The sequence below is a fragment of the Plantibacter sp. genome (genome assembly GCF_059073635.1).
Genome location: NZ_JCACOF010000012.1, coordinates 86,314 through 107,306, shown reverse-complemented (window position 1 = coordinate 107,306; position 20,993 = coordinate 86,314). Strand labels below are relative to the sequence as shown.

Below are 20,993 nucleotides of genomic sequence, written 5' to 3'. Positions count from 1 at the left end.
ACGCCGCTGCGCTACTTGTCCGTGCCCTGCGACACCGAACCCTGCAGCTGGCGCTGGAAGATCAGGTACACGATGAGCACGGGGACCACGGTGATCACGGACGCCGCGAAGAGCGCACCGAAGTCCACCGAGTACCCGGCCTGGGCGGCGAAGGACGCCATCCCCTGCGTCAGCACGTAGTTCTGCGGGTTCGAGTTGAGCGCCACCGGCAGGAGGAACTGGTTCCACAGCCCCACGAAGTTGAGGATCGCGACGGTCGCGAGCCCCGGCCTCGCCATGGGCAGCATCACCTGGAAGAAGGTCCGCCACTCCCCCGCTCCGTCGATCGCGGCCGCCTCCGCGATGGAGACCGGCAGCGACTTGAAGAACGAGAACAGGAAGAACACCGTGAACGGGAAGGCGAACGCCGCGTACGTGAGGATGAGTCCCGGGAGCGAGTTGAGCAACCCGAGGCTCTGCAGCACGAAGAACAACGGCACGATCGCGAGGAACACGGGGAACGTGAGGCCGGCGAGCATCAGGTAGTAGATGGCCCGGCTCCCGAAGAAGCGGAACCGCGCCAGCACGTACGCACACATCGAGCCGAACAGCATGGTCACGATCAGGGCGCCGAACACCACCACGATCGAGTTCAGGAAGAAGCTGCCGATACCGGCCGTCGTCCACGCGTTCACGTAGTTGTCGAAGTTCCACTTCGACGGCAGCGAGAACGGCGAGGCGAAGATCTCGGAGCTCGTCTTGAACGACGACATGACCGTCCAGAGCAGCGGGACGACGACCACGATCGACCAGATGATGAGCACCGTGTGCGATGCCGTCCCGACGACGCGGTCGCCCGTGGTCGGCTTGCGGCTGGCCGGTGTGCGCGTGCCGGTTCCGACGACCGCCGGGTTCGCGGTCGTCGCCGTGGTCTGGACGGTCATTCCGCCACCCCTTCATCGTTGCCGCCGGTGAGTCGGCTGACCAGGAAGACGACGCCCGCGAACATCAGGGTGACGAGCGCGAGCACGACCCCCATCGCGCAGGCGTAGCCGAACTGGCCCTTGGTGAACGCCGTCGTGAACAGTTGCTGCGACATCACGAGCGTCGTGTTGGACGGGCCGCCGCCGGGATTCAACGCGGCCATGTACACGAACGCGTCGAGGGCGAGGATGCCCATGTAGATGTACGCCGTCTGGATGTTGTCGCGGATCAGCGGGATCGTGATCGTGAGCGCGGTCCGCAGGCGGCCCGCGCCGTCGATCCGTGCCGCCTCGTACACTTCGGCCGGCACGCCCTTGATCGCCGCGATGAAGAGCACCGTGTAGAACCCGATGAGTCCCCAGACGATGACGAACATGGTCGCGATCATCGCCGTGTCCGGCGAACCGAGCCAGGCGAAGGAGGTGAACTGGTCGAGCCCGATGCCGGTCAGGAAGCCGTTCAGCAGCCCGGACGACGGGTCGTAGATCTGCTTCCAGATGAGGCCGATGACGATGGCCGGCACGACGTACGGGAAGAAGGTGATCACCCGGTACACGCTCGAGTTGCGGAGGCCGCGGATCGGACCGTTGCTCGGCCCGCCGATCGTGATGAGGGAGGCGAAGAGGAACGCGATCCCGAGGGTCACGAGCGGCAGGACGATCGCGAGCGCGACGCTGTTGCCCATGGACTGGAGGAAGGTCTGGTCCTGGAAGAGCTTCGTGTAGTTCGAGAACCCGACGAAGTCCATGCCCGGGGAGAACCCGGACCAGTTCGTCAACGAGTAGTACGCCGCCTGCGCGAACGGCGAGACCACGAAGACGACGTACCCCACCACCGGCACGATCAGGAAGACCAGGAAGAACGAGACCCGGTCGAACGTGAAGTCCCGGCGGCGCAACCGCCGGGCGGCGGGAGGGGTAGCCCCTCCCACCTTCCCGATCGGCGTGCCGACCGCCGTCATTTGACGGTGACCTTGTCCACGGAGTCGTCGTTGCGGACCTTGTCGGAGATGTCCTGCATGCCCTTGGTGAGCGTGGCGACGTCGGAACCACCCTGCAGGAACGTGTTCCAGAGGACGAGGAGGTCCGTGTTGAGTCCGTACAGGTCGATGAAGCTCCACGAGAACACATCCGTGCCCGCGTCGTTCAACATCTTCACCTGGGACACGAGCGCCGTCGAGCCGAAGCCGTCCTCGGGGATCGTGTCCTTGACGATCGTCGACGAGAAGGTCGTCTTGGCGAAGTTCACCGCGGCGTCGTTCGACAGCATGGCCCGCAGGAACTCCTTGCCACCGCCGACGTTCTTGCCCTGCGACGGGACGATGAACCCTTCACCGGCGGTGCTGTGCAGCGCCGAGTACGGCAGGGCTGAGTCGGCGGAGACCGTCGGCTCGGGCGCGCCGGTCATCTTGAATCCGTCCTTCGTCTGGGTCTTCATCTCGTTCTCGATCCAGCCACCCGAGGGGTAGAGGATGAAGTCCTCCGAGTTGCTCCACTGCGCCTGCGCAGCGGTGAACTGCGTTCCGGCGCCACCGGGCTTGACGTAGCCGGCGTCGATGATCGCCTTGAGACCCTTGAGCACGTCCTGGACGGCCGGCTTCGACCAGCAGTCCGCCTCGAGGTTCTCGAGCGCCAGACGGACCTCGTCGCCGCCCTCCTTGATCGCGGACGCGATCGCCATCGTCAGGTAGTAGGTGGCCGCCTCGGTGCCCCAACCGAACAGGTACTTGCCCTGCGCCTTGGCCTTCGCACCGAGATCGAGTGCCTCGGCCCAGGTCTTCGGGGGCGTCCAGCCGTTCGCCTCGAAGAGCGCTGCCGAGTACCAGACCGCGTAGACCGTCAGCACGTAGTTCAGCTGCACGAACTTGCCGTCGAAGGTGCCCGGCTCGACGACACCCGGGTAGAGGGTGTCCTTGATGACCTTGCCCTCGTAGTTCTTCGCCTCGATGACGTCCGTCAGGTCGGCGAGCTGCTCGCGGATCGTGTTGATGCCGATGAGGCCGGCGCCGCTGTTGTCGATGACGTCCGGCGGGTTGCCGGCGACGAACCGCGGCTGGAGGGTCTGCGCGATGTTCGTCGCGGCCGTGACCTTGACGGTCGAGCCTGCCTGCTGCTTCTCGACGAGCTTCCCGGCGAACTCGGTGTACTCGATGCCGTACCCGCCCTTGAAGATGACGGCGTCGACCGTCGAGTTGGCGGCCATGCCGAACGGGTTGTCGGCCGAGACCGGTCCGCCGGTGGTGGTCGCCCCGCCTCCGCCGCCGACACAGGACGCGAGCGTCCCGCCCAGCGGGAGGAGGATCGCGGTCGCGAGTGCTCCTCGCAGGAAATCGCGGCGTTGGAGCGTTGCTGGCTGCTTGTCCATCGGTCTACCTTCCAGTGATTCGAGTGTTGCCCGGGTGTGGTGCTGTCGGGGTGGTGTTGTCGGGTGTGTGGTGCGGGTGTTGCGACGCCTCGGGTTCAGGCGTCACGTCTGATCCGGCCCCGGTAGCGGTCCTCGAGCACACTGTTGTGCTCGTCGCCGCCCGGGATGTTGGCCGAGATGTAGAGCGGTGGGGTCTCGCCGGTCGCCGCGATCCTCGCCGCGACGCCGATGGTGAGGAGCTGCGCGAGGTAGGCCGCCGTGATCGAGGACACCGCGCCGACCGGGACGCCGTCCTGGACCTCGATGGTCGCGTCGCCGAACGGAGCACGGTTGTCGAGCACCACGTCGGCCACCTCGGAGAGCCGCAGCCCGCTCGGGTGCTTCGGCTCGACGCGCGAGGTGTGCTCGAGCGAGGTCACGGCGATGACGGGGTGGCCGTGCTCCTTGGCGATCAGGGCGAGTCCCACGATCGACCCGTTGACGCCGGAGTTCGACGCGATGATGAACACGTCGCCCTCCCCCACCGGTGAGATCGCGAAGAGCTCCGCCGCGACGTCGCCGCTGCGCTCCAGCGCGGCACCACCGAGGTCGTCGACGGACCGTTCGCCGCGGAGGACGACGTCCCGCAGGGCGATCTTGTTCGTCGGGATCAGTCCACCGGCGCGGCCGGCGATCTCCATCGCGAACGCCTCCGAGTGGCCGGTGCCGAACGCCTGGATGACCGCTCCGCGTTCGAGGGCCGCGACCAGCAGGTCGATCGCGGGGTCGAGTTCGCCGGACCGGGCCGCCTGGGTGATGTCCGCGAGGCGCGAGGTGACCTCGTCGGTGTAGCGATCGACGTGATCGGTCCAGGTGGTGGTGGATGTGGTGCTCATTCGGTTCCTCTCAGACGCCCACGGGCGAGGCGGTCTCGGACAGGGCTCCGGCCTTGGTGGGTCGGCGGTGCGGGGCGACCGCGAGGGCGGAGGCCGCGAGGCGCTTGGTCGTGCGCTCGAAGTTCTGCTGCGCGACGAACAGGTACAACAGATCCAGGACGAACAGCTGACCGTGCTTGGCGGAGAGGTCGTCGGGCTGCAGGAACCGTTCGTGGGCCGAGGTGATGATGGCCAGCGTCGACGCGGCGACGAGCGGGGAGTCCGGGTTGTTGCTGATCGCCACGGTGAGCGCGCCCGCGCGACCCGCCTGGCGGAGCATCTGGATGGTCTCCTCGGTGCGCCCGGTGTTGCTGATCCCCAGGGCGACCGAGTCCGGGCCCTGGATCGCCGCGCTCGTGAGGCCCGCGTGGACCTCCGACCAGGCGTGCGTGCTGATGCCGATCCGGTACAGCCTGGCCTGCATCTCGTCGGCGAGCATCGCGCTGCCGCCGACACCGTAGATGTCGACGTTCCGGGCTGCGCGCGATGGCTGCGGCGATCTCGAGCATGACCTCGAGGTCGATCACGTCGGCGGTCTCCCGCAGCGTCCGGGTGTGCGCGTTGAGCAGCGTGCTCAGGACGTCCGGAGCCGAGTCGTCGGGGCCGAACGCCCGGCCGATGTCGGTCTGCCAGGAGTCGCGTGCGGTGCTGCGACCGAAGTCCTTGGCGAGGTCGACCCGGAACGGCGCGTAGCCGGTGTACCCGATGATCCGGCAGAAGCGGGTGATGGTCGCCGCTGAGACGCCCGAATCGGCTGCGAGCTCACCGATCGTGAGGGTGAGGGGCGCGTCTGGGTTCTCCAACAGGTAGTCGGCGATACGCAGCATGACCCCGGACATCTCCGGCATCCGCGACCGAATCCGGTTGGTCACGCCGGTGGCGTGCTCGACCGGTGGGTCGGTGCGGATGGAAACAGTCATGGAAATTCCTTTTCTCCTTCGTTGGAGTGACGCGAAACTGATTCTTACAGTACGTTGTGGCCCACGGCAACATGTTTCGAGATGATGACGATGATGAAAACAACTCTGGCGGTCGACGCCGGCGGCACCTCGTCCCGCGCGGTGCTCGTGGACGCCTCAGGACGTCGCCTCGGTTCCGGGCGCGCGGGCGGCGGGAATCCGACGTCGTCCGGTGTGGACAGCGCTGCCACGCAGATCGCGCTCGCGGCTCGTGCCGCACTCGACCAGGCCAGGACGACGTCGTCCATACCGCCCCTCCCGTCCGGGTCGCTCGTGGTGATCACGCAGGCGGGGCAGGTGTCCGACGCCTACCGCCGCGCCTTGGACGCACACCTCGTACCGCTCGGACTCGGACCGGTCGTCATCGAACCGGATCTGCTCGGCATGTACGGCTCCGGCTCGGCGTCGCCGGACGGCGTCGTGCTCGTCGCGGGGACCGGGAGCGTCGCGGGACGGATCAAGGACCGTCTCGTCGTCCGGGAGGTCGGCGGTGCCGGCTGGCTCCTCGGCGATGGCGGCTCCGGATTCTGGATCGCCCGGCGCGTGATCCGCGCGGTCGCCGCCGACCTCGACGGCATCGGCCCCCGCACGGGCCTCACCCCGCTGCTCTCCCAGGCGGTCGGGTTCACTCCGGACCCGTCCTCATCCGGTGACGCGGACCACCGCCGGTCCCCGGTACTCGACACACTCATCCGCTCGGTGAACGACGGTCCCCCCATCGCCATCGCCCGCCTGGCGCCGCTCGCCTTCCAAGCCGCGGACGACGACGTCGCGCGGTCCATCCTCGACGCTGCCGTCGACCGCCTGGCGGTCCTCGTGGAACGGGTGCTGGCTCCGGATTCGGACCACAGGGAGAGCACGCTCGTCGTCGGCGGCAGCGTGCTCGTCGACGGACTCCTCCCGTCCGTCCCCTCGGCCGCGGAGCGCCTGTCATCGGCTGCCGCCGGGGCCCGACTCGTCCCGGTCGCCGACGGCCTCGTCGGAGCCGCCGCCCTGGGCATCAGGATGCTGGGCGGGGACGTCGACGACGCGACCCTCAGCCGCCTGCGCGAGGACCTGGCTGCTGGAGAGAAGCGGTGACGCGGTGATGGCGGACCGGATCGCCGTCATCGGCACCGGTGCCATGGGACTGGCGCACGTCCGCGCGCTCGCCGGACTCGGTGCAGCCGACCGGATCACTTACCTGTGCTCGGCTCGGTCGCCGAGAGCCATGCCGGAGGCACCGGCCGCACGACTCACCACCTCGGTCGACGAGGTGCTCCTGGATGCCTCCGTGGGGATCGTCGTCATCTGCACGCCGACCGACACCCATCGGGATCTCGCCGTCAGGGCGCTCCGTGCCGGCAAGCACGTCCTGCTGGAGAAACCGATCGCCCTGACGCTCGCCGACGCCAACGCGATCCTGCAGGCCGCCGACGAGTCCGGCCGGACGTTCATGGTCGCGCACGTCGTCAGGTTCTTCGGCGGGTACGAGGCGATCGACGACGCGGTGCGGGCCGGGGCTGTCGGCACACCCCTCGCCGTCACGGCCGAACGGCTGAGCTCCCCCGCCGCCCCGTCACCGTGGTGGCAGGACGAGCGACGCTCCGGCGGCCCCCTCGTCGACTTCGCGATCCACGACTTCGACCAGCTGAACCAGCTCCTCGGTCAGCCGCGATCCGTGTCAGCACGACGCACCGGCACCGGTCGCCCGATCGAGACGACGGTCGACTACGCCGACGGCGGGATCGGGCGCGTCCTCACCTCCATGGAGCTCCCGCCGGCCTTCGGATTCAGCTCGGCCATCGAGGTGCTCGGCAGCACCGGGCTCATCGCCCACCGATTCGTCGGTGCGTCCCCGACCCACGCACCGCCGCTCTCGGTCGACGCGCTGGGATCGGCCGCCGCGCACGGCCCCTACGACCTCGACGAGACCGATCCCTACCGACGACAGATGGCCTCCTTCCTCGACTGCGTGAAGCGAGACGTCCAACCGTTCCGAGTGACCGGCCGGAGTGCCCTCGCGGCCCTGACGGTCGCGTTGGCGGCGAAGGCATCGCTGGACACCGGCGTGCCCGTGCAGGTCTTCGAACCCCACGACGCCTGAACCGTCGACGCGCAGGAGGTCCGACGTCCTGACCACGCCGGCCCACCGGACAGCAGACATCCGACCTTTCGTGTTAGCCTGCCCCCGCACCGCCGTGAACCCACTCGACGATCGAAGGGCCGCCGTGACCGAGACCACCATCCCCCGACCCGACACCGCCTGGTTCGACGAGGCGAGATTCGGATTGTTCCTGCACTGGGGCCTCTACGCCCTCCCGGCACGCCATGAGTGGGTGCAGACGCGGGAACACCTCTCGGCCGAACACTACGAGCGCTACCGCGAGCACTTCGACCCCGACCGGTTCGACCCCCGCGCCTGGGCCAAGCAGGCCAAGGCGGCCGGCTTCCGGTACGCGGTGCTCACGACGAAGCACCACGACGGCTTCTGCCTGTGGGATTCGGCACTCACCGACTTCACGTCCATGCACACGCCCGCCGGCCGTGACCTCGTGGCGGAGTTCGTGGAGGCCTTCCGCGCCGAGGGGCTCCGGATCGGCTTCTACCACTCGCTCATCGACTGGCATCACCCCGACTTCACGGTCGACGGCATCCACCCGCGACGCGACGACCCCGAGGCGCTCGCAGCGAACGCCGACCGGGACTGGTCCCGCTACCGGGACTACCTGCACGGCCAGGTGCGCGAGCTGCTCACCGGCTACGGCCCGATCGACTACCTCTTCTTCGACTTCAGCTACTCGCAGGGCATCGAAGGTCTGCCGGGGAAGGGCGCCGCCGACTGGGGCTCCGAGGAACTCGTCGAGATGATCCGCGGGCTGCAGCCGGAGATCCTCATCAACGACCGCCTCGAACTCCCGGGCGACGTCACCACCCCCGAGCAGTACCAGCCCGTGGTGACACCGGTCGGTCCCGACGGCGACCCCCTCCGGTGGGAGGCCTGCCAGACCCTGAACGGCAGCTGGGGGTACGACCGCGACAACCTCGACTACAAGTCGCCGGAGCTGCTCCTGCGGATGCTCATCGATTCGGTCTCGAAGAACGGCAACATGCTGCTGAACATCGGACCGACCGCGCGCGGGACGATCGATCCTCGCGCGATCGAACGACTCGACGTCCTCGCCGACTGGTTCGCGCTCCACGAGCGGGCGATCCGAGGATGCGGCCCGTCGGAGTTCAGCAGTCCGACCGACGTCCGATACACGCAACGCGGCGACCGGCTGTACGTACACGTCTTCGCCTGGCCGTTCGTGCACCTGCACCTGCCCGGTCTCGGCGGCCGGGTGCGCTACGCGCAGCTGTTGTCGGACGGCTCCGAGGTGCCGTTCCAGGTGCATCGCCCGGAGCACGATCTGCCGAACCAGCACACCCAACCGAAGGGACTCGGTCCCGACACGGTGACCCTGCACCTGCCGATCGGTGAACCCGACACCCCGATCCCGGTCATCGAGATCTTCCTCGAGCCCGGCACGACCGGAGCAACGACGGCCTGAGGCTCCCGCAGACGACGGAACGCCCGCCCCGACGGATCGGGGCGGGCGTTCTGGCTCGGTGCCGCTGAGCGGCTGGACGAGCGGAGACTAGCGGGCGACGCTGCCGTCGACGTAGTCGTCGTCGTTCGAGGCGTTCCACGCGAAGAGCTTGCGCAGCTCGCGACCGGTGGCCTCGATCGGGTGGTCCTCGCCCTTCTTGCGCAGCTCGAGGAACTCGGGCGCGCCGGCGTCCTGGTCGTCGATGAAGCGCTTGGCGAAGGTGCCGTCCTGGATGTCCTTGAGGACCGCCTGCATGTTGGTCTTGACGCTCGGGTCGATGACGCGCGGGCCGGAGACGTAGTCGCCGTACTCAGCCGTGTCGGAGACGCTCCAACGCTGCTTGGCGATGCCACCCTCCCAGATGAGGTCGACGATGAGCTTCAGCTCGTGGAGCACCTCGAAGTAGGCGATCTGCGGCTGGTACCCGGCCTCGGTCAGGGTCTCGAAGCCGTACTGGATCAGCTGCGAGACGCCACCGCACAGGACGGCCTGCTCGCCGAAGAGGTCGGTCTCGGTCTCCTCGGTGAAGGTGGTCTTGATGCCACCGGCACGGAGGCCACCGATCGCCTTGGCGTAGGACCAGGCGAGCGCCCAGGCGCCACCGGTCTCGTCCTTCTCGACGGCGACGATGACGGGGACGCCGCGGCCGGCCTCGTACTCGCGACGAACGGTGTGGCCCGGGCCCTTCGGGGCGACCATGAAGATGTCGACGCCCTCAGGAGCCTCGATGTAGCCGAAGCGGATGTTGAAGCCGTGGCCGAAGACGAGCGCCTTGCCCGGAGCGAGCTGGTCCTTGATGGACTCGGCGAAGATCGTGCGCTGGTGCTGGTCCGGAGCGAGGATGACGATGACGTCGGCCCATGCGGAGGCGTCGGCGACGTTCTTGACGGTGAAGCCCTGCTCCTCGGCCTTGGCGATCGACTTCGAGCCGTCCTTCAGGCCGACGACGACCTCGACACCGGAGTCGCGGAGGTTGAGCGCGTGTGCGTGGCCCTGCGAGCCGTAGCCGATAACGGCAACCTTCTTGCCCTGGATGAGCGACAGGTCTGCGTCCTGGTCGTAGAAAATCTCAGTCACTGGTGGTTCTCTCCTTGGTTGTGGTTTCGCAATATGCCGCAGATGCGACTAGTTCTTGAAGACGCGTTCGGTGATGGACTTCGAGCCGCGCCCGATGGCGAGGAGACCCGATTGGGCGATCTCCTTGATGCCGTAGGGCTCGAGCACCTTGAGGAGCGCGGTCGTCTTCCCGGAGTCGCCCGTGACCTCGATCACGAGGGCGTCGGTCGCCACGTCGACGACGCGGGCCCGGAACAGGTTGACGGCCTCCAACACCTGGGAACGGGTGGAGTTGTCGACGCGGACCTTGATGAGCAGGTGCTCGCGCTGGACGGACTGCGCCGGATCCAGCTCGACGATCTTGATGACGTTGATGAGCTTGTTCAGCTGCTTCGTCACCTGCTCGAGCGGAAGCTCCTCGACGTCGACGACGACCGTGATCCGGGACAGACCCTCGATCTCGCTGTGGCCGACCGCGAGGCTCTCGATGTTGAAGCCCCGGCGGGCGAACAACCCGGCGACGCGGGTCAGCAGACCGGGCTTGTCCTCGACGAGGAGGCTCAGGACGTGGCTGCTCATGCTCAGGCCTCCTCATCGAACGACGGACTGTGGTCCTTGGCGTACTGGACGTAGCTGTTGCTGACACCCTGCGGCACCATCGGCCACACCATCGCGTCGGCACTCACGACGAAGTCGATGACGACCGGACGGTCGTTCGTCTCCAGGGCGAGCTTGATGGCGGCGTCGACCTCCTCCTCCTTCGTCACGCGGATCGCGAGGCAACCGTAGGCCTCGGCCAGCTTGACGAAGTCGGGGATCCGGATGGTGTCGTGCCCGGTGTTCAGGTCGGTGTTCGAGTACCGACCGTCGTAGAAGAGCGTCTGCCACTGGCGGACCATGCCCAGCGAGGAGTTGTTGATGATCGCGACCTTGATCGGGATGTTGTTGATCGTGCAGGTCGCGAGTTCCTGGTTGGTCATCTGGAAGCAGCCGTCGCCGTCGATCGCCCACACGTGGCGATCGGGCTGGGCCACCTTGGCGCCCATGGCCGCGGGGACCGAGTAGCCCATGGTCCCGGCACCGCCGGAGTTCAGCCAGGAGTTCGGACGCTCGTACTTGATGAACTGCGCCGCCCACATCTGGTGCTGGCCGACGCCCGACGCGAAGACGCCCTCCGGACCGGTGATCTCGCCGATGCGGGAGATCACGTGCTGTGGCGAGAGCAGACCGTCGGTCGGCTCGGCGTAGCCCAGCGGGAACTCCTCGCGGAGACCGTCGAGGTAGGACCACCACTCGGCGATGTCGGGGGTGACCTCGCGGGCGGCTGCCTCGAACGCCGACTGGAGGTCGACGATGACGTCCTTCGCGTCGCCCACGATGGGCACGTCCGCGATGCGGATCTTCGAGATCTCGGCCGGGTCGACGTCCACGTGGACGACCTTCGCGTTCGGCGCGAAGAGCGAGGCCTTGCCGGTCACGCGGTCGTCGAATCGGGCACCGAGCGACACGAGCAGGTCGGCCTCCTGCAGCGCGAGCACTGCCGGGACGGTGCCGTGCATGCCGGGCATGCCGAGGTGCTGCGTGTGCGAGTCGGGGAACGCCCCGCGAGCCATGAGCGTCGTCACGACCGGAGCCCCGGTCGCCTCGGCCAGCGCGAGCAGTTCCTCGGAGGCCTTGGAGCGGATCACGCCGCCGCCGACGTACAGCACCGGCTTCTTGGCGTTGACGAGCAGCTGCGCAGCGGCCTGGATCTGCTTGCCGTGCGCCTTCGTCACCGGGCGGTAGCCGGGCAGGTCGACCTTCGGCGGCCAGATGAACGGCGCCTCGGCCTGCTGGGCGTCCTTCGTGATGTCGACCAGCACCGGTCCGGGACGGCCGGTACCCGCGATCTCGTAGGCCGCGGCGATGGCCGCCGGGACCTCCTCCGGGGTCTTGACGAGGAAGGAGTGCTTCGTGATCGGCATGGTGATGCCGACGATGTCCGCCTCCTGGAACGCGTCCGTGCCCATGAGGGTCGAGAACACCTGACCGGTGATCGCGACCATCGGCACCGAGTCCATGTAGGCGTCGGCGATGGCGGTGACGAGGTTCGTCGCGCCGGGGCCGGACGTCGCGATGCACACGCCGATCCCGCCACCGGCGGCGGCGTATCCTTCGGCCGCGTGGCCGGCGCCCTGCTCGTGTCGGACCAGGATGTGACGGAGCTTCGTCGAGTCCATCAGCGGGTCGTAGGTCGGCAGGATCGCTCCGCCGGGCAGACCGAAGATGTCGGTGACCCCGAGGAGCTCGAGCGATCGGACGATCGCCTGGGCTCCCGTCAGGATCTCCGGTGCGGCCGGGGCCGCAGGTGTTCTGGGATGAGGCACGGGTTGGGATTCCGTGGGCATGATGATTCCTTCAGCGATGAGATGCACGAACGAGATGCTCGGTTATCCCGTGATCGCGCCCTCCGCTGCGGAGTGCACGAGACGAGAGTACTTTGCGAGAACGCCACGGGTATAGCGCGGGGGAAGAGGCGCCCAGCCGTCGCGGCGGGCTTCCAGCTCTGCTTCGTCGACGAGTAGGTCGAGCGAGCGGCCAGCGATATCGACCCGTATCAGATCACCATCGCGCACGAAGGCGATTGGACCTGCGTCCACCGCTTCGGGTGCTATGTGGCCGATGCACAGTCCGGTTGTGCCGCCTGAGAATCGACCGTCCGTCAACAGTAGTACATCCTTGCCGAGTCCGGCGCCCTTGATGGCGGCCGTGATCGCGAGCATCTCGCGCATCCCCGGCCCACCCTTCGGGCCCTCGTAGCGGATGATGACGACGTCGCCCTTGTTGATCTTGCCCTCGGTGAGCGCGTCCATGGCTCCGCGTTCACGTTCGAAGACCCGCGCGGGTCCTTCGAAGACCTCGGCGTCGAATCCGGCCGTCTTCACGACGGCGCCCTCGGGCGCGAACGACCCCTTGAGGATCGTGATGCCGCCGGTCGCGTGGATCGGGTTGTCGAGCGTGCGGATGACCGTGCCGTCGATCGGGTCGGGGTTGATGTCGGCGAGGTTCTCGGCGACCGTCTTGCCGGTGACCGTGAGGCAGTCGCCGTGCAGCAGACCGGCGTCGAGCAGCGCCTTCATGACGACGGGGACGCCGCCGTGACGGTCGACGTCGTTCATGACGTACTGGCCGAACGGCTTCAGGTCGCCGATGTGCGGCACCTTGTCGCCGATGCGGTTGAAGTCGTCGAGCGTGAGGTCGACCTCGGCCTCGCGGGCGATCGCGAGCAGGTGCAGGACCACGTTCGTCGATCCGCCGAATGCCATCGCGACGGCGATGGCGTTCTCGAACGCCTCCTTCGTCAGGATGTCGCGCGCGGTGATGCCGAGTCGGAGCATGTTGACCACGGCCTCGCCCGAGCGGTGCGCGAAGTAGTCGCGACGGCGGTCGGCCGAGGGCGGCGATGCCGAACCCGGGAGGCTCATGCCGAGCGCCTCGGCGACCGACGCCATCGTGTTGGCCGTGTACATCCCGCCGCAGGCGCCCTCGCCCGGGGCGATGGCGCACTCGATGCGCTTCAGGTCCTCTTCACTCATGTTGCCGGCCTTGCAGGCCCCGACCGCCTCGAAGGAGTCGATGATCGTGACCTCCTTCTCGGTGCCGTCGGAGAGCTTGACCCAACCCGGCGCGATCGATCCGGCGTAGAGGAAGACCGAGGAGAGGTCGAGCCGCGCGGCGGCCATGAGCATGCCCGGCAGCGACTTGTCGCAGCCGGCGAGCAGGACCGTGCCGTCGAGGCGCTCGGCCATGACCACGGTCTCGACGCTGTCGGCGATGACCTCGCGCGAGACGAGCGAGAAGTGCATGCCCTCGTGGCCCATCGAGATGCCGTCGGAGACGGAGATGGTGCCGAACTGCAGCGGGTATCCCCCACCCGAGTGCACGCCCTCCTTGGCCCCCTGCGCGAGGCGGTCGAGCGAGAGGTTGCAGGGCGTGATCTCGTTCCACGAGCTCGCGATGCCGATCTGGGGCTTGTCCCAGTCCTCGTCGCCCATGCCGACGGCGCGGAGCATGCCGCGCGAAGTGGTCGCCTCGATCCCGTCGGTGACGGCACGACTGCGTGGTTTGATGTCGATCTCTGGCATTTTAAGAGTCTACGGCTTCCTTGTTGCTTCGATATTCCGCGAGCATGCCGAGGACGCGCGCGATCTCGGAGGGTCCTTCGACCCTGAAGTCGGCGGCGGTCACGCCGGTGCCGCTCTTCACCCCGAGGTCGCCGGGGCCGAGTGCGCCGAACGCGTCCTCGTCCGTGACGTCGTCGCCCGCGTAGAACACGGCATCTGCTTTGGTGTACCGCCGGAGGTGTTCGACGGCTTCGCCCTTGGTCGCGCTCCTGAGCGAGAACTCGAGGACGTTCTTGCCCTCTCGAACCGTCAGGGCGCCGAACTCGTCCTTGGTGTGGGCGAGTGCTTCGAGGTGGGCGATCCTGGAGTCTTCTTCACTGGCGAGCCTCGTGTGCAGGGCGAACCCTGCCGGCTTCCGCTCGATCCAGACATTATCGTAACCCTCCGCGACGTCCTGGAGGATCCGTTGGAGGGTCTCCCGCTGTTCGCGTTCCTCGTCGTCGAGGGCGAGGGCGTCGTCGGGGTTGTCGAGACGGATCTCGACGCCGTGCGAGCCGGCGAACAGGGCGTGGTCGGGCAGCTCGGCCACCGCCACGAGACTGTCGATCGCGCGCCCGGACACGAGTGCGACGCGCGTCCCGGGCAGGTCCATCAGCGCCAACACTGCCTTGCGGGCCGCGGGCAGCGCCCGCGCCTGGTCCGGGTCGTCGACCTCGGGGGCCAGCGTGCCGTCGAAGTCCAGGGCCACCAGGAGCTTCGGGACGTCGGCCAGGCGGCGGAGTTCCGCACGCAGTCCGAGGGGAAGCCCCCCGAGGGTGTCGGTGGGCTCGTCGGTGGTGCTCATGACTGGGTGGTGCTCCCCTGCTCGATGGTCGGTGACTGGTCACGCACACGCTGCAACTCGTCGAGGAAGGACGCCGACCACCGCGCGACGTCGTACTCCATGACGCGCTTGCGCAGCGCCCGCATGCGACGACCACGCTCGGCCTTCGTCATGTGCACGGCCTGGAGGATCGCCGACTTCATCCCCTCGATGTCGTGCGGGTTGATCTTGAGGGCCTGCTTCAGCTCGTCGGACGCGCCGGCGAACTCGCTCAGCACGAGGACGCCGTCGTTGTCGTAGCGAGCGGCGACGTACTCCTTCGCGACGAGGTTCATGCCGTCGCGCAGGGCTGTGACGAGCATGACGTCGGCGGCGAGGTAGAGGGCAGCCATCTCCTCGCGGGGGTACCCGTGGTGCAGGTACTGGATCGCGGTGTGGCCGATGGTGCCGAAGTCGCCGTTGATCCGGCCGACCGTCTGCTCGATGTCGTCGCGGAGCTGACGGTACGTCTCGACGCGTTCGCGGCTGGGGCTGGCGACCTGGACGAGCGTGACGTCCTCGACCGCGAGCTTGCCCTGTGCGAGGAGCTCTCCGAAGGCCTTGAGTCGGTGCCCGATGCCCTTCGTGTAGTCGAGGCGGTCGACGCCGAGCATGATCGTCTCCGGGTTGCCGAGCTCCTCGCGGATCTGCTTGGCACGGGCGATGATGTCGGGGCGCTGCGCGAGGGCCTGGTACCCCTTGCTGTCGATCGAGATCGGGAAGTGCCGGGCGATCACCGTGCGGTACGGGGCGCCACGCTTCGAGGCGACCGGTGCCGCGTCCGTCGTGACCGACACGAGTGCCGCATCGAGCGGGACCTGGATCGCGGCCCCCTTCGTCTCGTACCCGAACAGGCGGCGGACCGCCCGGGAGAAGTTGCCCGCGTCCGCGACGCGCTGGAAGCCGATGACGTCGGCGCCGAGCAGTCCCTCGATGATCTGGCGTCGCCATGGGAGCTGCGAGTAGATGCCGTAGGCCGGGAACGGGATGTGGTTGAAGAAGCCGATCGTGAGATCGGGTCGCAGCTCACGCAGCATCTTCGGCACGAGCTGCAGCTGGTAGTCCTGCACCCAGACGGTCCCGCCGTCGGACGCGGCCGCTGCGGCCGCCTCCGCGAACCGTCGGTTCACGGCGACGTAGGAGTCCCACCACTCGCGGTGGTAGCTCGGCGGAGCGATGACGTCGTGGTAGAGCGGCCAGATGGTGTCGTTCGAGAAGCCCTCGTAGTAGCGGGCGATCTCGTCCTCGGACAGCGGGACCGGGATGATCCACATGTCGTCGTTGTCGAACGGCTCGATCTCGAGGTCGGCGGAGCCGGCCCATCCGATCCAGGCGCCGTCGGCACCGCGCATGACGGGTTCGAGGGCGGTCACGAGTCCACCGGGTGAGGTCCGCCAGCTCTCGGCGCCGTCTGCATCGACGACGCGGTCGACCGGCAGCCGGTTGGATACCACGATGAAGTCGAAGGTCGACGCTGATCCGCCGTCAGGCGCGGAATATCTGGTGATGATGGCCCTCCCGGGGTACTCGGGTTCGCTGTTCAGGCTAGCAGCGTTCCGCATGGCGAAACCGCGTGTTCAGACGGCGAGCATATGCTTGCGCTGATGATCCGCCATGGCATGAGCACCTCCTGCGTCTACCCGCTGGGAACCCGGCGCGCGTTCGAGTTGGCCGCCGAAGCCGGCTACGACGGCGTCGAGGTCATGGTGACCCAGGACCGCGTCACGCAGGACGCCGACGCCCTCCGCGCCCTCGCCGCCGAGACCGGGCTCGACATCCTCTCGATCCACGCGCCGGTCCTGACCCGGACCGCGTTCGTCTGGGGCCGCGACCATCGGGAGAAGCTCCGCCGCTCGGCCGAGCTCGCCGCCGCCGTCGGCGCGTCGACCGTCGTCGTCCACCCGCCGTTCCGCTGGCAGCGGCGCTACGCGCACGCCTTCGTCGACCTCGTCGCCGAGCTGAGCGAGACGCACGGACTCGAGCTGGCCGTCGAGAACATGGCGTGCTTCCAGAGCCGCGGGCTCCGGGTGCAGCCGTTCGCCTTCGGCTACGACCCGGCCCCGCTCGCCTGCGCCGCCCTGACGCTCGACTTCTCCCATGCGGCCCTCGCGGGTGAGGACTCGCTCGAGATCGCGACCCGCTACGGCGGCCGCCTCCGCCACGTGCACCTGTGCGACGGGACCGCACCGTCGCCGCGGGGTGCCTTCCTCGACGAGCACCTCCTCCCGGGCGACGGTGAGCAGCCGGTCGCCGAGGTCCTCGAGCTGCTGCGCGCGGCGGACTGGTCGGGAAGCATCGTCGCGGAGGTGCACCTGCCCGCGACCGGCGGCGACGCGCTCCGCCTCAGCCAGCTGCGCGCCTCACTGGCCTTCGCGAAGCGTGCATTCGCTAGCACAGGCGAGAACCCGAAGGAAAGCCCGGATGCGGGGGGCCTCCCCTACCGGCTAGCGTGAAGTCATGCGCAAATTCCTCTTCAACGGCAGCATGATCTCCACGGTCTTCGGCGGGATCTCCGCCCTCCAGGCGACCCGACAGGGACCGCGGGACTGGAAGCTCGCCCTCCTCTGGGTGAGCTGGGGCATCTCGCTCGCCCTCGCGATCAGCTCGGTGCTCGACGACAGCAAGCAGGCTGAGATCGGCCGCTGAGGTCGCGCCGCCCGCGCTACCACGACCGCCCGGAGAACCCGAGAATTGGGGCGCTCACCCGCGTGTCTCCGCGTCGTTCCGCGCCTCGTGATCGACAATGAGGGCAGTCCAGCCTCACGGATGATCCGCTTTCGATGAAGGGCCCGCCATGTTCGGTCGCCGACGCCACGCAGCACCAGTCTCCGCATCGAAGCTGACCGAGAAGCAGCTGTTCGACCTCGTCCACGCTCGACTGGCGAGCGAGCTCGGTGCCAACGGTGCCTGGGTGCTGTCGCGCCGCACCCCGAGCTCCGGCGATGAGATCTTCCACGAGGTCTACGCCCAGCAGCTCGCCCACGACATCGCGACGGACATCGACCTCGAGCAGGCTGCGGTGACGGTCCGTGCCGAGGCCGCTCCGGCGCGCGGATGGCGGTTGTGGTCTCGTGGCCAGGAAGAAGCCGCGGTCGATGTCGCCGACGAGGTCGAGACCGTCGAGGTCATCGAGCCGGCCGTCGTCGAGGAACCTGCCGCCATCACCGAGACGATCGACGCGCCGTCCGAGGCGCAGACCGATGACGACCACCCCGATGCCGCGGCTGACGACACTGAGCCGACGCTCGTCGAGCGAACCCTCCTCGAGCCGCAGCACTACCCCATCACCGTCTGGGCCGAACCCGAGTTCATCGACGCGAGCCTCGTCAACCCGGTGCCGGCGCGCCGCAGCTCGGTCGCCTGACCGGCCACGCACGTCGAGAACGGCCGTCCACTCCGGTGGGCGGCCGTTTCGTCGTACCGGGCCGTTGAGCGGGCATGACGCCTCATCGAACCCGAATCGATGAGGCGTCACGGCGCTGGTGGGCACGAATGCCCGACCGTCGCTCTGCTCCGCACGGTGGGGTGACCACGCGGAGGCTTTCGTCGGCAAGGGCAGGACCCGATCCCGCCATGCTGCCGACCCTTCCAGGGTCTCATGCCCGCGCTCTACTCGGTTCCGATGACGCGAATCGGACGGGAGCTGTCGCGAAACGTCACCGGAGCGTTTCGTCGGGCCGTAAGCCCGAACGCGAGTCGAGCCGAAACGCAGAACGGCCCCGTCCGAAGACGAGGCCGTTGCTGGTGTGGTGCACCCCCCCGGACTTGAACCGGGAACCCACTGATTAAGAGTCAGTTGCTCTGCCAATTGAGCTAGAGGTGCGTGGTTTCGGAGTGTTCCGAACCGAGATATGACACTAGCACCCAACTGGCCCGGGTGCGAAATCGAGCCGGTCGGCGTGTCGCGGAGGCACGTCGCCGGCCCCTCGAGCGTCGTTCGATCAGGCCCGCGCGACCCTATCCTGGAGAGGTGACCGAACCCGTGACCGTCTCCCCCGCCGACCTCGATCTCGCGCTCCGGCTCGCCGACGCGGCCGACCGCATCGCGATGGACCGCTTCGAGGCTCGCGACCTCGAAGTCTCCACCAAGCCGGACCGCTCGCACGTCACCGACGCCGACCTCGCCGTCGAACGCGCCATCCGCGGCATCCTCGAGACCGAGCGCCCGGACGACGGCGTGTTCGGCGAGGAGTACGGCGCGCAGGGCCCGACGGATCGGCAGTGGATCATCGACCCGATCGACGGGACGGCGAACTTCCTCCGCGGCGTCTCGAACTGGGCGACGCTCATCTCCCTCGCCGTCGACGGCGTGCCTGTCGTCGGCGTCGTGAGCGCACCCGCCATGCACGCCCGCTGGTGGGGTGCCATCGGACACGGCGCGTGGGGCGTCCGGTTCGGCGAGACCACCCCACGCCGGCTGTCCGTCTCGGGGGTCTCCGACCTCGCCGACGCGTCCTTCAGCTTCCAGAGCATCGCGCAGTGGGCCTCGGTCGGGCGGATCCCCCAGCTGCTGGCCCTGTGCGGCTCCCTGTGGCGCGATCGGGCCATCGGTGACATGTGGCCCTACATGCTGCTCGCCGAGGGCTCGATCGACGCCGTGGCCGAATTCGGCGTGCAGGAGTACGACCTGGGCGCCCACGTGCCGATCGTCCTCGAGGCCGGCGGCCGCTTCACGGACATCGACGGCATCGAGACCATCTCCACGCGGAGCTCCCTCGCGACGAACGGGCGCCTGCACGACGCCTTCCTCGCCGAGCTGCCACCCGTCGGCTGACACGAGCGCACGGCACGGCGCAAGCCCGCCGAGCGGGATCCGACCGCGTCGTAGCCTGGGCGGATGGTACGACTGAGGCGCAGCGACGTGAACGGACAGGGCATCCGACGGGTTCGATCCGGGCGCGGTTTCAGTTATCGAATGCCGGACGGTTCGCTCCTCGACGATCAGGAGATCCGGGCACGGATCGACGGCCTGGTGGTCCCTCCGGCGTGGAACGACGTCTGGATCACCCCCTACGCGAACGGGCACATCCAGGCGACGGGGATCGATGCAGCCGGGCGACGGCAGTACCTCTACCACCCGTCCTGGCGCGAGCGTCAGGACCGGAGCAAGTTCGACCGCGCCCTGGCCCTCGCAGAGGCGCTCCCTGCCGCGCGAGGTCGGGTCACCCGGGACCTCCGGCTCGAGGGATACCCGCTGGCACGGGTGTCAGCCGGCGCGTTCCGCATGCTCGACACCGGCTCCCTGCGCGTGGGCGGCGAGCAGTATGCGGAGGCCAACGGCAGTCACGGCCTGTCGACCCTCGAGGGAGCGCACGCTCGTGTGAGCGGCGACACCGTCGCGCTGAAGTTCCCGGCGAAGAGCGGACAGCCCTGGGAGTCCGACATCGTCGACGCCGACCTGGCCTCGCTCATCCGCTCCTTGAAGCGCCGTGGACCGCACGCCCGCCTCCTGGCCTGGAAGGACGGGAACCGGTGGCGCCACCTCCAGGCGAGCCAGATCAACGACTACGTCCGGGCGCAGACGAACGGCGAGTTCACCGCGAAGGACTTCCGGACGCTGCACGGCACCGTCGCGGCCGCGGAGAGCCTGGCGAAGGCCGGACCCGTGCAGAGTAAGACGGCACGCTCGAAGGTCATCGCACAGGCCATGCGCGACGCCGCAGCGGTCCTCGGCAACACCCCGGCGATCGCGAAGTCCAGCTACGTCGACCCGCGGGTCGTCGATCGCTATACGCACGGCGAGACGATCCCTCCGGACGGTCGCGGCTCACCGGAGACGGCGCTCCGTGTCCTGCTCGTGGGGACGGACGAATCGTCCTAGCCGTGGTCCTGGTCGTGGGACTCGGTGCCCGCGTCGCGCGACGCCCCGTTCCCCGCGAGGTGCCCCTCGACCTCGGACTCCGGGATGAGCTGTAGCCCTCGCGGGGTGTGCGATGAATCCGAGAGGACCTCGAGCCACGCGCGGTTGAGTTCCGGCGGGCGGCTCCCGAAGAAGCGGAACTGCAGCGGGATGCTCGGGGACAACCAGAGCGACCGTCGTCCCGAACCGTGTTCGGGATCGTTCGCCCAGCTGAGGAAGAAACTCTCCTGTCGGCGCAGCTTCGCCCCGATGACGGCCTTCAGGTGCGCGAGCGCGCGGTCTTCGATCTCGTACTCGTCGCCGGACCCGTAGATGAGCATTCCCATGGGGACATTGTGCC

General features: G+C 68.3%; 20 protein-coding genes, 1 tRNA gene and 1 pseudogene. 8 read left to right on the top strand and 14 right to left on the bottom strand.

The window, feature by feature from the left end; genetic code table 11:
- Window positions 1-11: 11 nt before the first annotated feature.
- The 6 genes and pseudogenes from AC5JOC_RS17795 to AC5JOC_RS17770 form a co-directional block, all read right to left on the bottom strand.
- A complete protein-coding gene (locus tag AC5JOC_RS17795) occupies window positions 12-923 on the bottom strand; it encodes a carbohydrate ABC transporter permease (RefSeq protein ID WP_079705611.1) in 912 nt (303 codons plus the stop codon).
- The gene (locus tag AC5JOC_RS17790) at window positions 920-1,924 is read right to left on the bottom strand and encodes a carbohydrate ABC transporter permease (protein ID WP_079705610.1); all 1,005 of its coding nucleotides are present in this window, start codon (window positions 1,922-1,924) and stop codon (window positions 920-922) included. Before AC5JOC_RS17790 ends, AC5JOC_RS17795 begins: the two co-directional genes overlap by 4 nt.
- Window positions 1,921-3,327: an N-acetylglucosamine/diacetylchitobiose ABC transporter substrate-binding protein gene (gene ngcE, locus AC5JOC_RS17785; protein ID WP_079705609.1), complete on the bottom strand. Its 1,407-nt coding sequence runs from the start codon at window positions 3,325-3,327 to the stop codon at window positions 1,921-1,923. Before ngcE ends, AC5JOC_RS17790 begins: the two co-directional genes overlap by 4 nt.
- A gap of 95 nt (window positions 3,328-3,422) precedes the next feature.
- Complete coding sequence (locus AC5JOC_RS17780) at window positions 3,423-4,202, bottom strand: sugar isomerase domain-containing protein (protein ID WP_124769061.1); 780 nt, start codon at window positions 4,200-4,202, stop codon at window positions 3,423-3,425.
- 10 nt (window positions 4,203-4,212) lie between these two features.
- Window positions 4,213-4,680, bottom strand: coding sequence for a MurR/RpiR family transcriptional regulator (locus AC5JOC_RS17775; protein ID WP_494246938.1), 468 nt, complete (start codon window positions 4,678-4,680; stop codon window positions 4,213-4,215).
- Between the two features lie 277 nt (window positions 4,681-4,957).
- Window positions 4,958-5,068 (bottom strand): annotated as a pseudogene (locus AC5JOC_RS17770) (MurR/RpiR family transcriptional regulator); the annotation flags it as partial.
- Window positions 5,069-5,251: 183 nt separating this feature from the next.
- Here AC5JOC_RS17770 and AC5JOC_RS17765 point away from each other — a divergent pair.
- The 3 genes from AC5JOC_RS17765 (at window position 5,252) to AC5JOC_RS17755 (ending at window position 8,733) form a co-directional block, all read left to right on the top strand.
- Complete coding sequence (locus AC5JOC_RS17765; protein WP_494246937.1) at window positions 5,252-6,280, top strand: N-acetylglucosamine kinase; 1,029 nt, start codon at window positions 5,252-5,254, stop codon at window positions 6,278-6,280.
- 7 nt (window positions 6,281-6,287) lie between these two features.
- Entirely contained in the window at window positions 6,288-7,286 is a 999-nt protein-coding gene (locus tag AC5JOC_RS17760) for a Gfo/Idh/MocA family protein (RefSeq protein ID WP_191940837.1), read from the top strand.
- Between the two features lie 124 nt (window positions 7,287-7,410).
- Entirely contained in the window at window positions 7,411-8,733 is a 1,323-nt protein-coding gene (locus tag AC5JOC_RS17755; RefSeq protein ID WP_494246936.1) for an alpha-L-fucosidase, read from the top strand.
- 87 nt (window positions 8,734-8,820) lie between these two features.
- On the opposite strand, the gene ilvC is transcribed toward AC5JOC_RS17755, so the two are convergent.
- From ilvC to otsA, 6 genes are read right to left on the bottom strand one after another with little or no spacing between them, the layout of a single operon-like run.
- Window positions 8,821-9,849 carry a ketol-acid reductoisomerase gene (gene ilvC / locus AC5JOC_RS17750; RefSeq protein ID WP_064296249.1) on the bottom strand — a complete coding sequence of 343 codons (1,029 nt, stop codon included), beginning with the start codon at window positions 9,847-9,849 and terminating at the stop codon, window positions 8,821-8,823.
- Between the two features lie 48 nt (window positions 9,850-9,897).
- Window positions 9,898-10,407, bottom strand: a complete 510-nt coding sequence (gene ilvN / locus AC5JOC_RS17745; protein ID WP_064296248.1) for an acetolactate synthase small subunit — start codon at window positions 10,405-10,407, stop codon at window positions 9,898-9,900.
- 2 nt (window positions 10,408-10,409) lie between these two features.
- Complete coding sequence (locus AC5JOC_RS17740) at window positions 10,410-12,215, bottom strand: acetolactate synthase large subunit (RefSeq protein WP_085510581.1); 1,806 nt, start codon at window positions 12,213-12,215, stop codon at window positions 10,410-10,412.
- A 42-nt stretch (window positions 12,216-12,257) separates the two neighbouring features.
- A complete protein-coding gene (gene ilvD, locus AC5JOC_RS17735; RefSeq protein ID WP_064296246.1) occupies window positions 12,258-13,952 on the bottom strand; it encodes a dihydroxy-acid dehydratase in 1,695 nt (564 codons plus the stop codon).
- Between the two features lies 1 nt (window position 13,953).
- Window positions 13,954-14,775 carry a trehalose-phosphatase gene (otsB, locus tag AC5JOC_RS17730; protein WP_079705605.1) on the bottom strand — a complete coding sequence of 274 codons (822 nt, stop codon included), beginning with the start codon at window positions 14,773-14,775 and terminating at the stop codon, window positions 13,954-13,956.
- The gene (otsA, locus tag AC5JOC_RS17725) at window positions 14,772-16,355 is read right to left on the bottom strand and encodes an alpha,alpha-trehalose-phosphate synthase (UDP-forming) (protein ID WP_079705604.1); all 1,584 of its coding nucleotides are present in this window, start codon (window positions 16,353-16,355) and stop codon (window positions 14,772-14,774) included. The genes otsB and otsA overlap by 4 nt, the downstream gene beginning before the upstream one ends.
- 57 nt (window positions 16,356-16,412) lie before the next feature.
- Here otsA and AC5JOC_RS17720 point away from each other — a divergent pair, with 57 nt between their 5' ends.
- The 3 genes from AC5JOC_RS17720 (at window position 16,413) to AC5JOC_RS17710 (ending at window position 18,157) form a co-directional block, all read left to right on the top strand.
- Window positions 16,413-17,246 carry a sugar phosphate isomerase/epimerase family protein gene (locus AC5JOC_RS17720; RefSeq protein WP_241160861.1) on the top strand — a complete coding sequence of 278 codons (834 nt, stop codon included), beginning with the start codon at window positions 16,413-16,415 and terminating at the stop codon, window positions 17,244-17,246.
- Between the two features lie 4 nt (window positions 17,247-17,250).
- A complete protein-coding gene (locus AC5JOC_RS17715; protein ID WP_079705603.1) occupies window positions 17,251-17,439 on the top strand; it encodes a hypothetical protein in 189 nt (62 codons plus the stop codon).
- A gap of 148 nt (window positions 17,440-17,587) precedes the next feature.
- Window positions 17,588-18,157, top strand: a complete 570-nt coding sequence (locus AC5JOC_RS17710; protein WP_494246935.1) for a hypothetical protein — start codon at window positions 17,588-17,590, stop codon at window positions 18,155-18,157.
- 383 nt (window positions 18,158-18,540) lie between these two features.
- On the opposite strand, the gene AC5JOC_RS17705 is transcribed toward AC5JOC_RS17710, so the two are convergent.
- Window positions 18,541-18,616, bottom strand: a tRNA-Lys gene (locus AC5JOC_RS17705).
- Between the two features lie 147 nt (window positions 18,617-18,763).
- Between AC5JOC_RS17705 and AC5JOC_RS17700 the strand changes: the two genes are divergently transcribed.
- Together AC5JOC_RS17700 and AC5JOC_RS17695 are read left to right on the top strand one after the other, a co-directional pair.
- On the top strand, window positions 18,764-19,567 hold the full coding sequence (locus AC5JOC_RS17700) for an inositol monophosphatase family protein (protein WP_085510578.1): 804 nt from the start codon (window positions 18,764-18,766) through the stop codon (window positions 19,565-19,567).
- A 63-nt stretch (window positions 19,568-19,630) separates the two neighbouring features.
- A complete protein-coding gene (locus AC5JOC_RS17695) occupies window positions 19,631-20,614 on the top strand; it encodes a DNA topoisomerase IB (RefSeq protein WP_079706267.1) in 984 nt (327 codons plus the stop codon).
- Here AC5JOC_RS17695 and AC5JOC_RS17690 read toward each other — a convergent pair.
- Complete coding sequence (locus AC5JOC_RS17690; RefSeq protein ID WP_124769053.1) at window positions 20,611-20,979, bottom strand: DUF7882 family protein; 369 nt, start codon at window positions 20,977-20,979, stop codon at window positions 20,611-20,613. The genes AC5JOC_RS17695 and AC5JOC_RS17690 overlap by 4 nt on opposite strands.
- Window positions 20,980-20,993: the final 14 nt, after the last annotated feature.